Below are 12,029 nucleotides of genomic sequence, written 5' to 3' on the forward strand. Positions count from 1 at the left end.
AACAATCAGCTAGCCATTCTGGAAAACCTAGTGGAAGAGGCCAAAGATATTTATCAGCAACTACGGGTTACTATTCAAAGTTCTCATGGATCCGAGATATGCCCAACTGCAAATCAGGACTCCCAGAATGAGCAGGTTACTCAGGTCATTGGTAAAGCACCAGATCCTGAGACACCAGACGAAGTACTAAGAGACAAGGATGGGACAGCTATCGTTGATATATCAAAGATAGAGTCACTTCTAAACTCAAAAAACATAAGGATGAAAAACATAGCTGCGGAAGAAAAAGAGGAAAAGCTAGATCAAATAGCCGCCTTTATGGGCAGCCGATACTCTTTTATCAAGAGATTTTATGGAATGGTTAAATCAAACATGAAGAGCGGCAGTTCTTTCTCCCTAGACCTTAGAGATGAACCTCCACAAGTAATCAGTTCAACTTGCCAAGTTGCTAAAAATTTATACAGCATCGCATTTTTGGAAGAGTACAGATACTTTAGGGCACCCAGATGCCTCTTGGTAGCAAGACCCAGTAGGTCGCCTCAGGCGCTGAATTTTCTGGCAGGGAACTGGCTGGAAAGATATGTTAGGGACACGCTGATCCGCCTTGTTGCGGCTCACACCAAAAAGATCAGTTTCTCTTACGTCGCGAATGCCCAAGTTACTTTATCGAATGGAGCCGATTTTGAGATGGATCTTTTCTTCCATATCAATGATAAATTCTACTGGGTGGAATCGAGGACAGGTGGGTACCAAGATAAAATACAAAAATACTCCAGAATCGCTCATGAACTCGGTCTTCAGGAAAGCCAAGCTTTCATAGTTTTAACTGATGTTAGTCAAGATACAAAAAGTAGTCTATCTTCCCTCTATCACCTGTCAGTGATTGGCGTCGATGAGGTTGAGTCTACCTTTGATGGGATCCTGAAAAGCCATCTCTGAAAGTCTGAAAAAGTCCCCAAGAGCATCGGCTCAGGCCACAATCTTGACGGCTTGCTCCATACACCACCAGGGATCCTCGGCAAAAGCTGGCATGGGAGTGCTGCCTGCCTTGCCCAGAACGGCCAGCCTTACCTCTCGATCTAGACGGGATCCGGCCCCGTAGGGATCTTCTGAGGGAGGCTCCAGCCGTTGCCCCAGAGGGGGCATCACCATAATGCCTGGCTGCATGCTGGTGCTGCTGACCCAGATTTTGAAGCGATCCACCGCTACGTCTGTTCCTTCTGGCAGCTGCATCTGCAGCAGGTAGCGGGGGCCAGAGCCAATCAGCAGGCTCTCGTTGGGGCGTAAACGGGCAGGCAGATCTGGTTGATAGGGGTAAACCAAATCCACGCTGTACCGCCGCTCGTCAAAGACGGTGACATAAACATGCACTGGAGTGGGGGCTCTGTTTCTCAGGGCAATGGCCAGGTTGCGGCCTGCTTGGATTTGCACTTTCCCTTGGGGATCCCGCGGCAGGGGGCTCACTTCGGCAGGGGCAGAGCTGCTGGCCGGGGTTTCCAGTTGGAGAAATTCCACTTCCAAGATGCTGCTCAGCGCATCGCTGGCAGGTTGCAGGTTCAAAAGATTACCAAAAGCAGCCACGTGCTCCAACAGCCGCACCAGCTTGCGAGGTAGGGCCAGTAGCTTCTTCACCGGGATCCGGAAGGCCGCCAGAGCCACCTCTTCCCCCCGCCGGTAAAAGTGATAAGTGGCATCGGGCAACAGCTCTACCCGCAAGTCCGCTGCTTCCGGGTCTGTGTAGGTCAGAAGCGGTGAGGCCGGCAAGGCCGCCAGCAAATCGGCAACGGGCATTTGCACTTGACTGGGATCCGCACAGGTGAAAGCCACCCGCAACGGCTGGAATCGGATAGAGGACATGGGGAAAACCTGGAACGGAGTCTGCCGTATTCTCCTGCTCTGAGGTTGCCGGGCAAGCAAGCCAAGCTCTATATTACCTGCTCATTACCCGCTCAGTTCTCTCGACTGGGCTGTGGCCAAGTCAGCTCTCGGCCAACAGACTCCCAACAGGCCATAGCTCCGTAATCAAACTTAACACCAAAGGCAAATGGAACCATTGGGAAACTATCCCGGATCCCATCTGCAAATGATCTCTTAATGGTCTATTCTTGATCCTGTTGTCGGGTTTGTGGCTGGAGTGGAGCCCACCTCTCCTCTTTCTAGGCTGATCTACGGAGAACCATGTTTAGCAAAGCTTTTTCTTTTCAGAAGGTGTTTGCGCCAGCGCGTCGTCGGTTGCTTGTCCTGCTGTTGGCTGCGTTGATGGCTGGGTTTGGCTGGGGTCTGGCTCCAGTGTTTGCAGCTAGGGATATTCCTGCAGTGGCTCTGTCGCCAACTGAGTCTATTACCTTTACCGAAGCCCAGTTGGCCAAAGGGAAGAAGCTATTCAACACCGCATGCGCCCAGTGCCATGTGGGCGGCCAGACCTATCCCAACCCGGATGTGAGCTTGAAGCTTTCGGATCTGGAGGGGGCAACTCCCCCACGGGATAATGTGCTGGCGATTGTGGATTACATCAAGAATCCAGTCACCTATGACGGGGTGGAGTCTCTGTTGGAGTATCACCCCAACACCCAGCTCACCAGTGAGTATCCACGTCTGCGCAACCTCACCGACGAGGATCTGAAGCTGATTGCGGGCTACATTCTGGTGCAGGCCAAGACCGTTCCCGGCTGGGGTGGTACCAAGAACGAAAGCCACAGCGACCTATCAGCCTATCTCTAATGCCGCATCTGGATCAGAAGTTGCCTATGAGATGGCGGATCCCGTCTCGCCCCTGGGCCTGGGTCGGGATCCTAGCTTTGTTGTGGCTGGGGCTGGCCAGTCCGGTGGCTGCCCGCATTGATCCTTACGTGAACCAGTATTTGCGGGTGAGTGGCCCTGTGGAATTGCCTCTAGATGCCGCAGGGCATACCCTCACCTTTACCCCAGAGCAGCTCACGGACGGCAAAAATCGTTTTCAGTCCGCCTGTTTGAATTGTCATGTGGGCGGTGCCACTTTGCCGGCTCCCAACATTTCCCTCTCTTTGAAGGACTTGCGCGGTGCCACTCCACCCCGAGATACCCTTCAAGCCTTGATGGAGTACCAGCGGGATCCCCGCAGCTACGATGGCTCGGATTCCAGCTATGGATGCCGACCTGTACCCCCTTCCTGGATGGACGACGAAGCCCTGAGAAATCTGGCTGCCTTTATTCTCAGAGCGGCTCAGGTTGCCCCTGGCTGGGGATCCAACGATTTGATCGATGCCGGTTAGGGTGTAGCACAAAAGCCACCGTGCTAGGCCCGCCAAGGCGAGCTGCATAGCGGTACGGCAGGGCTTTAGACCCAATTCTTTGGTAAGGGCACCTTCTTTTCGCTTTTCAATGCGCTTCTGGCCGCGCGAACCCATCTTTGCCCAAGAGAAGCAGAGGAGAACTGAGCAGATCAGGGGTGAGCGAATAGCCAACCAATCCTCAAAAAGGAAGGCAATTGTATACTCGTTTCAGCTTGGGGTGAGATGCCTGGGCTACTGAGAAAAACCTTTTGGATCCCTTGCATTATTGCTCCGCAACGCTATTGCTCCGCAACGCTGACGCGAAGACGCGACCAAGGTTTTAGGTGTGGGTGCAGTGTCCTGGTTTGAATCAAGATGACCCTAAAAACTCTTCCCTGAACTCCCCTCTCCCTCTGGGAGAAGGGTTTAGGGGTGAGGGTTGACGGCTTTCAAGATTGAAAAAGGCGGGAATAGAGCTGTTGGTGGACTTGACAATCGCGTTCTTGTAGGAGGGTGAAGCTGCCCAAAGCCGGCCAGCTGGGGGAGAGGTTTGGCCTTTCGGCCCGCTTCACAACCGGCAGGATCTCTTGGTGTACCGCTGCCTCGATGGGCTCGTACAACTGAGCCAATAGGCTTTGCCCCTCGGTATGCCCCAAAGGTACCAGACGCACCGCTGCCGAGACCAGCCCAGTGAGGGAGGAGAACAAGAAGGCACGCAGGGTATCTTCCAACCCAATGCCCGCCTGAGCGCAGATCCAGCCAAACACCACGGAATGATGCAGTGGATCCCCCTCTGCCTTGGGGACAGAGATTCCCCAGGTGCGTTCTGCCAGTTGAGCTAGGCGTTTCCCCAAATCTAGGCTGGCTTGGCGCGGCTCTGCCGCCCAACGGGTTGCTTGCAGCTGTTGCTGCAGCTTCTCCACTCCCGACTCGGATCCCAATCGGGATAGACGATGGGCCAAGGCACAGGCTCTGCCCTCGGTGGGGGCTAAGCCCATGTGCAAAACCCCCAACAGGTACTGCTGCACCCCAGCCCGATCCCGAAGTTGACCCGCTTGAACGGCAGCTTCCAAGCCCCAGGAGTGGGAATAAGCCCCAATCGGCAGGGCAGAATCGGTGAGCTGTAGCAACAGATAGAAAGTGCCGCTGGATCCTGGAGAAGTAAGTTGGGAGGAGAGCTCACCACGCATCTTCACCAAGCCTTAGCGGGGGCGGATCAGGCCGTAGCCACCGTGGTTGCGGACGTAGATAACGTTGATCTCGCCATTTTCGATATTGCGGAAAACGTAGAAGTCGTGATCCACCAGCTCCAACTGGTGCAACGCTTCCTGAACCGTCATGGGTGGCATGGCGAAGTATTTGGTGCGCACCACCTCTGCGGGTAACTCCGCTTGCCGTTCCGTATTTAGCGGATCGGTGACGGGCTGCTGGGCCACTGCCACGGAGGTTTTGGGGGTGTGGCGGACGCGGTGAATGCCGTTCCGTTCTTTGTATTTGCGCAACTTGCGGGCCAGCTTGTCGGCCACACGGTCGATGCTGGCATAGAGGTTTTCGCTGCTTTCTTCCGCCCGGATCACGGTGCCATTGGCGTAGACGGTCACTTCGGCAGATTGGCTGGCACTGATACGGGGGTTGCGGGCTACCGATAGATTGACATCAACCTCACTGGTGATCTGGGCAAAATGACTGACAGCACGCTCAATTTTTTCTTGAACGTAGCTGCGGATGGCGTCGGTAATCTCGACGTTTTTCCCTTGGATCACAAGCTTAGTCATGAGGACTCTCCCAGTCATGTCGGTTTATACCTGAGATAGCGCCTCATCCCCACCCGGGATCCCTCTAACTCTGGAAAGCGATCCCAGCTCACAGGCGACGTCAGCCCTTTAATTGGCAAAAATGGAGCCCTGTCATCAAGGGTGAGCAGATCGGCTTTGGGAGTGGCACTAACCTCTTGGGTTAAGTCTAGGTTAACATCTCGCTCAAGGATCTCTGCCAGAGGTTAAGAATAAATTTAGGCTCTCTTAATGTTTCAGAGATGTTGAATTCCAGATTTTCCCGAATCGCAGGAGCTCTGTAGAGAAGCGGGATCCCCGCCCTGCAAGACATGCACTTCTATTGGCTGTGTTGAGTGTCTTTGGGAAAGGTTTTTTAGAGTTTAAGTTGCAAGTTCCTCAGTCAAAAGCCAAATCTATCATCAAACCCATAGACAGATCTAGCCTGCTAAAAATCTTCCTGAGCTGGATTTTGAGTTGGTTAAACAATGTCTCTAACTCTGACCTGTTTTTGAGAGACTGAAGGTGGGCCGTATTGCCCATAAGCTCGGCAATCCAGATGCTTCAGCTTTCCTCCAGGGTATGTTGGTATTATCCTACAGCCTAGCAGCATCTTGATTGGATAGCCATTGACAGCAAAAATGAAGGGATATTGATATAAATTAAGCTTTTTATCGATTTTTTATCAATATGAGGCTTTCGACTTGAGAGATGGTGTTGTTGTCGGTATTAGCTTTGACAAGCCTGTTGTTCACTGTTCCATGCTGTAAGGTTTCTATCGGAGAGCTACATAAGTACATAAGAACTTGGAACTCGGTTCTGCCGCTGCAGTCACCTTGAGGAGCGGTGGGGAGAAGGCCAACTCTTTCCGGGGTGGCTGAAATGCTACCCTCGAAACCAGCTTGGTGTGCAAAAGGTGGGGCAGACTGGGTGGGCGGAGGGATCCCGTTGAAGGCGGCAGAGCTTTTAGACAGAGCAGAAGAGGCTCTACAGGAGCAGTTTCAGGCGGTGGAGAAGACCCTCAGAGAGAACCTGGCGCGGGTGCTGCGGGCCTTTCGCGACCAGCGGGTGGGATCCCATCACTTTGCCGGGGTGTCGGGGTATGGCCACGACGACCAGGGGCGGCAGGTTTTGGATCGGGTGTTTGCCCAGATTATGGGCTGTGAGGCAGCAGTGGTGCGGCTGCAGATGGTGTCTGGTACCCATGCCATTGCCTGTGCTTTGTTTGGGGTGCTGCGTCCGGGGGATGAGCTGCTGGCGATTACCGGCCCCCCTTACGACACCCTTGAAGAGGTCATCGGTCTGCGGGGTTCCGGGCGGGGATCCCTACGGGAGTTTGGCATCGGTTACCGCCAGTTGGATTTGCGGGAGGGAACTGTCGATTGGCAGGCCCTGAAAACCGCCCTCAGACCGCAAACCCGCTTGGTTCACATTCAGCGGTCCTGTGGCTACGATTGGCGGCCCAGCTTTTCCATTGCCCAGATTGCCGAGATGATCCAAATGGTCAAAGCGCAAAACCCCGAAGTTGTGGTTTTTGTGGACAATTGCTACGGCGAATTTGTGGAAACCCAGGAGCCAACCCATGTGGGCGCAGATCTGATTGCCGGATCCCTGATCAAAAATCCGGGGGGCACCCTCGTTCCCGCAGGGGGCTATGTGGCCGGGCGGGCAGAGCTGGTGGAGCAAGCCGCTTGTCGGTTAACGGCTCCGGGCATTGGTTCGGAGGGGGGGGCAACTCTAGATCTCAACCGCCTTCTGTTTCAAGGCTTGTTCTTGGCCCCGCAGATGGTGGCCGAAGCGGTGAAGATCGCCCATCTGGCGGCGCAGGTGTTTTCTGATCTGGGCTACCCGGTCTCGCCTCTGCCTCAAGCTCCTCGCACCGATATCATCCAGGCCATTCAATTGGGATCCCCGCAAAAGCTGCAGGCTTTCTGCCAAGCGATTCAAAACAGTTCTCCTGTGGATTCCTACCTCACCCCAGTTCCGGAGGTGATGCCCGGTTATGCAGACCCGGTGGTGATGGCAGCAGGCACCTTTGTTGCCGGGAGCAGTGCAGAACTCTCTGCCGATGGGCCGATGCGGGATCCCTACACCGTCTACTTGCAGGGGGGAACCCATCTCTACCATGGGCGGCTGGCCCTAGAAGCCGTCTTGCAAGCTTGGGAAACCCTGTAGGCCAACAGTTTGCTCTCGGCTGAAACAGCAAGGAAGGGGCAAGCCAACAACCTCAAAACTCAGCACGAAGTTGGCAGAAGTTGTCGTCTCTGACCAACTTTTCGCTCAATCAATCAGGGGGTAGGATCAGTCTACAGTTGCCATTCTTTAGAAAGGGATCCCTTCCGATGTTGAGCTGGTATCGTTCTTGCGCATCTCCTCGCCGTTGGGGATCCCGTTTGACTCTGGCTCTGGTGGCATTGGGGTTGGCCGGCGGCTGTCGGCTGCTGGATCGGGTGGGAGAGAGAGGCTTGCCGGTGGGATCTGCGCTGACCCGTTCTGCTCTGTGGAGAGGCAGCCAAACCGTGACGGGAGCGCTGGAGGTGGGAGATCAAGTCAGCCGCCAGTACGGCAGCTTTTGGGATGGGATCCCCGTCACCGCTGAGCCGGGACAGATTTTGATTGCGGCCCTAGAGAGCGAAGATTTTGATGCTTATCTGGAGCTGGTGGACGGCCAAGGGCGGGTGATTGGCTTTGACGATGACTCTGGCCTGGATGTGAATGCCCTGTTGGCAGTGCGTCTGCCGGAGGGAGGCACCTATACCCTGCGGGCCACCAGCTTTGAGCCGGAATCCACCGGCAACTACCGGCTCACCTATATCCTCACCCAGGTAGATTGGCAGGAAAGCCTATCGGGCCGTCTGCAGGAGGGATCCCTTCAGCATCCCGAGGATGGCAGTTGGATGGACGAATATCCCATTGCCGCCCGCGCCGGCCAGATCCTGATCGCTTCCATGACCAGCTCCGATTTCGATGCCTTTTTGCAGCTGCTGGATCCCAGTGGAGAAGTCAGGGCTTGGGATGATGACCAAGGGGGTGGAACCGATGCTCTGATGATTGCCTTTCTGCCCCGCACCGGCACTTATACCCTGCGGGCCAACACCCATAAGCCACGAGAAGAAGGAGCCTATAGGTTACAGTACGCCTTGCGCTAGCCCCTGCTCGCCCAGATTCCCTGTCTTACAGCTTGGATAAGGGGGCTTGTGAACCTTCTGATGCTGATGTCGAGATTTTGACAGGAATCATCGTTTTTTAACGCCTAATGTTGATATATGTCAGGAGTTGCCAGTTTACCTTCCTAAGATCCTCACAAAGCCAGAAGGGGCACTGCTTGCTGAGCTTTGTGGGAAAGCATAACGTCTTATCCTAAGTTGTGACGGAGCTGAAATATTGTCCTCGGGGATGAGGTCTTTTTTCTAGAATCGAATCGATGGCCTAGACCATTCTTTTGCAGTTCAGCCCCTATCTCCACAAAATGGATGCCATGACTCCTGAAATGGTACGCCAGTTTTGGTCTTTGGTCAGCGAGATTGGCAGGCCAGATTGGCTCACAAAGCGTGACGATGACTTGGTGAACCTGCTTCTGAGCGCCTGTCAGAAAAAACACGCCCTCAGCAGTGTCGATGCCTCAATTCTCAATCGCTACATCAGCATTCGCTTGCCCTTGATTCGCGATATCCTCGTGGATTAAACCTAGAGAGGACAAGGTTTTCCCATCATGCTGGCCGCACAAATCACCTTGCTGGTCTACGGGGCACTGCTTTTGGTGGGCGGAGCAATCGGCTATAGCAAAGGCAAAAGCTCCAAGTCTCTCATCGGGGGGCTGGTTGGGGCCGCCCTCAGCGGAGTCAGCTATGGGCTGCTGGGGGTGGATCCCCGCTGGGGGCTGGGCTTGGGCCTGGGGACGACAGTGCTGGGATCTATCGTATTCGCCCTGCGCTACCGCAAAACCCGAACGTTAATGCCTGCCGGCTTGATGTTCATCCTCAGCTTGGGAGCAGCTGTCCTTCTGGGACTTAGCTTTGGAGCGGCCTAGGCGACTTCTGGTTGCGCCGGTGGGGTGAAGTTTGTTGAACATTCGATGTGGTCAATTTCGATGTAGTCAATTTTCAGCTCTCGGCCCGAGCGAATCTCTTCCATCGGGGATCCACAGTTGGGGCAAGCATAGCGCCGGCCTATTTCTGGCTTGTATTCTTGGCCGCAGGGATGGCAATAGGCAATGAGCGGCGTTTCCCGGATGACCAACTGGGATCCCTGTAGGAAAGTACCCTGGGTTTGTGCGGCATAGGCAAAGGTTAGGCTGGCCGGCTCTACACAGGTGAACTGTCCTACCACCAGGTGCACCCGAGCGATCTGAGGCTGTCCCGGCTGACTTTGCCACCAGTCACGTAGTGTTTGGATCAAGGCGCGGGTCATGTCGGTCTCGTGCATCTCTTACCTCCAGTCGCCGGCCATTTCTGGCGTCGCCTCCGGGTGGATGTAGGCGGGCTTCTCTCGGCGCGGCAGTTGCCCAGATACCACCAAATGGGCCAGCGTATCGCAAATAACTCGGGTGGCCATTAGAGCTGTGATATCGCTAATGTCGTAGGGGGGAGAGACTTCCACCACCTCCAGGCCACAGATCGGTGCTTCCCGCACAATGCGCTTGAGCAAGTAGAGCGCTTCCCGCGGCAGCAGCCCACCCGGCTCTGGCCAGCCTGTACCGGGTACAAAGCCGGCATCGATGCAGTCGATATCGAAGCTGATGTACACACAATCGGTGCCGTCTAGGGCTTTTTCGAGGGCGAAATCGGCGGCTGCATCCAAGCCCATTTCGGTGATGTCGGTAACGGTGAGGATGTGGGTGGCCCGCTCCCGGCACACTTTCACCCCTTGCCGTGGCACTTGCCAGCCGCCAATGCCCAGTTGCACCAGGTTATGGGCCGGTGCGTTGCGGATGTTGGTGGCATGAAACCAAGGACAGGTGTGCATGCGCTCATCCAAGTCGGTTTCTTGGGTGTCCACATGGCGGTCGAAGTGGATGATGCCCATCTTCTTGTCCCCCAAGTGGCGACAGATCCCCCGCACCGTGGGAAAGCCAATCGAATGATCCCCGCCCAGGATGACGGGAAAGGCGCCAGACCCGAAAATGTGAGCTACCCCTTTGGAGATTTGGTCGAAGGATTTTTCGTTGTTGGCCGGGATCGTAAAAATATCGCCGACATCGCAGAGGGTGATCTGCTCTCGCAGATCGACGCCAAACTCAAAGTTGTAGGGGGTGTACAGAGCGGAAATGCGCCGGATCCCCTGTGGGCCAAAGCGAGTGCCGGGCCGATAGGTGGTGCCGGAATCGTGGGGTACACCCACCACTGCCACATCGTACTCCCCAACTTTGCGCACATCCTCCAGGTAGGGAGCCTTGAGGAAGGTGTTGATGCCGGCATAATGGGGCAATTCGCCACGGGAAAAGGTGGGGATGGAGCGATCGCCGATGCTGGCTGCTGCCTCGAGGCCAAACTCTAAGCCTCGACTCACCTCTTGCTGCCAACCGGATAGGGAAAGCCTCGCTTCCTTGGCCAGAGCCGCTTGGGCTTCGGTAGAAAAGCCGTTATTTGCGTTCGATTCGGTGGTCATGGTTGGGATCCCCCGTTAGGTGGTGTATTCGGCGTTGATGCGCACGTAATCGTAGCTGAGATCGCAGCCCCAGGCCACGCCCTGGCCGGATCCCTGATGGAGATCCACGGTAAAGGTCACCGGATCCCCTTTCAAGTACTCAGAGGCTGCCTTGCGATCGAAAGCCAGGGGCATTCCCGCCTGCATGAGCAGAAAATCCCCCAGACGGATATCCAACCGGCGGCTGTCGAAGGGGATCCCGGCCCGTCCGGCGGCGGCTGCCACCCGTCCCCAGTTGGGATCGTTGCCAAAAGCTGCCGCCTTCACCAAGGGAGAGCTGGCGATCACACGGGCCATATGCCGGGCTGCCCCATCATCCACAGCCCCACACACCCGAATTTCCAGCAGCTTGGTAGCTCCTTCCCCATCGCGGGCAATGGCCTTGGCCAGATGAATGCAAACTTGGTTGACCATCTCCGCCAAAGTCTGGGCAGCTTCTGTGCCGGCTTGCAGGGTTGGGATCCCACTTTGGCCGTTGGCCAGGGCCAAGAGCATGTCGTTGGTGCTGGTATCCCCATCCACCGTGATTTGGTTAAAGCTGAGGTCGGCAGCTTGCTTGAGGATCTGCTGCCACAGGCGGGGATCCACAGCCGCGTCGCAGGTTAAAAAAGCCAGCATCGTGGCCAAGTTGGGGTGGATCATGCCGGATCCCTTGGCAATGCCCCCGACCCTGACGGTGTACCCGTCGATCTCAGCTTGCAGGGCAACGCTTTTGGTCACCAAGTCGGTGGTGATGATGGCGCGGGCGGCGCTCTCCCCCCCCTCTGGAGAGAGGCTGTCGATAAGGCCAGGCAGGGCTGCTTGGATTTTCGGCATTTCCAGTTGTCGCCCGATGACCCCTGTGGAGGCCGTGAGCACCTGATGGGCCGGGATCCCCAACCGTTCTGCCACCCAGAGGGCCAGTTGGGCGTTGTTGCGCTCTCCTTCTTCTCCGGTACAGGCGTTGGCTTGCCCGGCATTGCAGAGGATGGCCCGCACCGGCTGCTGTTGGGCGAGGATCCCTTGGTTGTAGGTAACACAGGCTGCTTTGACCTGATTGGTGGTAAAAACGCCTGCCCCAACCGCATCGCACTCGGAAACGATCAAAGCCAGATCCGCAGCTCCTGAGGGCTTGAGGCCAGCGGCCACTCCAGCGGCTCGAAATCCTCGCGGGGCAGTAACGGCGCCTTCAACCGGTCTAAATTGGGATCCCATGTGTTCCTTGGCCAGAGGGTGGTCGGCAACATCATACCGACTTGCTGCTCCGATTTGGGTCATCGCAAGCTTTCCGTGAGAAACTCTCTGGAAACCGGTTCTGAGGGAAAGAGTTGTAGTTACGCCTACCAAGCAGAGGCGGCAGAGAGGGTTATTTTGAAAGTGT

At 55.7% G+C, this 12,029-nt stretch carries 13 protein-coding genes; 7 read left to right on the forward strand and 6 right to left on the reverse strand.

What is annotated here, in order from left to right:
- Window positions 1–939, forward strand: a 939-nt coding sequence (locus NW829_RS00855) for a hypothetical protein (protein ID WP_414416237.1), incomplete at its 5' end; no start/stop codon positions are given.
- Window positions 940–969: 30 nt separating this feature from the next.
- Here the strand turns inward: NW829_RS00855 and NW829_RS00860 are convergent.
- On the reverse strand, window positions 970–1,857 hold the full coding sequence (locus NW829_RS00860) for a hypothetical protein (protein WP_414375365.1): 888 nt from the start codon (window positions 1,855–1,857) through the stop codon (window positions 970–972).
- A 321-nt stretch (window positions 1,858–2,178) separates the two neighbouring features.
- Between NW829_RS00860 and psbV the strand changes: the two genes are divergently transcribed.
- Both psbV and psbV2 read left to right on the forward strand, forming a co-directional pair.
- On the forward strand, window positions 2,179–2,721 hold the full coding sequence (psbV, locus tag NW829_RS00865) for a photosystem II cytochrome c-550 (protein ID WP_011434097.1): 543 nt from the start codon (window positions 2,179–2,181) through the stop codon (window positions 2,719–2,721).
- A gap of 26 nt (window positions 2,722–2,747) precedes the next feature.
- Window positions 2,748–3,251, forward strand: coding sequence for a photosystem II cytochrome PsbV2 (gene psbV2, locus NW829_RS00870; protein WP_414416238.1), 504 nt, complete (start codon window positions 2,748–2,750; stop codon window positions 3,249–3,251).
- 449 nt (window positions 3,252–3,700) lie between these two features.
- Here psbV2 and NW829_RS00875 read toward each other — a convergent pair whose 3' ends face one another.
- Together NW829_RS00875 and hpf are read right to left on the reverse strand one after the other, a co-directional pair.
- Complete coding sequence (locus tag NW829_RS00875; RefSeq protein WP_414416239.1) at window positions 3,701–4,441, reverse strand: urease accessory protein UreF; 741 nt, start codon at window positions 4,439–4,441, stop codon at window positions 3,701–3,703.
- A 12-nt stretch (window positions 4,442–4,453) separates the two neighbouring features.
- On the reverse strand, window positions 4,454–5,026 hold the full coding sequence (hpf, locus tag NW829_RS00880) for a ribosome hibernation-promoting factor, HPF/YfiA family (RefSeq protein ID WP_011434101.1): 573 nt from the start codon (window positions 5,024–5,026) through the stop codon (window positions 4,454–4,456).
- Between the two features lie 879 nt (window positions 5,027–5,905).
- Between hpf and NW829_RS00885 the strand changes: the two genes are divergently transcribed.
- From NW829_RS00885 to NW829_RS00900, 4 genes are all read left to right on the forward strand, one after another.
- Window positions 5,906–7,198: an aminotransferase class I/II-fold pyridoxal phosphate-dependent enzyme gene (locus tag NW829_RS00885; protein WP_414416240.1), complete on the forward strand. Its 1,293-nt coding sequence runs from the start codon at window positions 5,906–5,908 to the stop codon at window positions 7,196–7,198.
- 167 nt (window positions 7,199–7,365) lie between these two features.
- Window positions 7,366–8,172 carry a PPC domain-containing protein gene (locus tag NW829_RS00890; RefSeq protein WP_414329052.1) on the forward strand — a complete coding sequence of 269 codons (807 nt, stop codon included), beginning with the start codon at window positions 7,366–7,368 and terminating at the stop codon, window positions 8,170–8,172.
- Between the two features lie 329 nt (window positions 8,173–8,501).
- Window positions 8,502–8,708 carry a hypothetical protein gene (locus tag NW829_RS00895; RefSeq protein WP_238376795.1) on the forward strand — a complete coding sequence of 69 codons (207 nt, stop codon included), beginning with the start codon at window positions 8,502–8,504 and terminating at the stop codon, window positions 8,706–8,708.
- Between the two features lie 27 nt (window positions 8,709–8,735).
- A complete protein-coding gene (locus NW829_RS00900; protein ID WP_011434105.1) occupies window positions 8,736–9,053 on the forward strand; it encodes a TMEM14 family protein in 318 nt (105 codons plus the stop codon).
- Here NW829_RS00900 and hypA read toward each other — a convergent pair.
- From hypA to argJ, 3 genes are read right to left on the reverse strand one after another with little or no spacing between them, the layout of a single operon-like run.
- On the reverse strand, window positions 9,050–9,448 hold the full coding sequence (hypA, locus tag NW829_RS00905) for a hydrogenase maturation nickel metallochaperone HypA (RefSeq protein WP_414416241.1): 399 nt from the start codon (window positions 9,446–9,448) through the stop codon (window positions 9,050–9,052). The two genes, NW829_RS00900 and hypA, sit on opposite strands and share 4 nt — an antisense overlap.
- 3 nt (window positions 9,449–9,451) lie before the next feature.
- A complete protein-coding gene (speB, locus tag NW829_RS00910; RefSeq protein ID WP_414329053.1) occupies window positions 9,452–10,630 on the reverse strand; it encodes an agmatinase in 1,179 nt (392 codons plus the stop codon).
- Window positions 10,631–10,645: 15 nt separating this feature from the next.
- The gene (gene argJ / locus NW829_RS00915) at window positions 10,646–11,863 is read right to left on the reverse strand and encodes a bifunctional glutamate N-acetyltransferase/amino-acid acetyltransferase ArgJ (protein WP_414416247.1); all 1,218 of its coding nucleotides are present in this window, start codon (window positions 11,861–11,863) and stop codon (window positions 10,646–10,648) included.
- Between the last annotated feature and the right edge of the window lie 166 nt (window positions 11,864–12,029).

The sequence above is a fragment of the Synechococcus sp. R55.8 genome (assembly GCF_047461895.1).
Classification (GTDB): Bacteria; Cyanobacteriota; Cyanobacteriia; order Thermostichales; family Thermostichaceae; genus Thermostichus.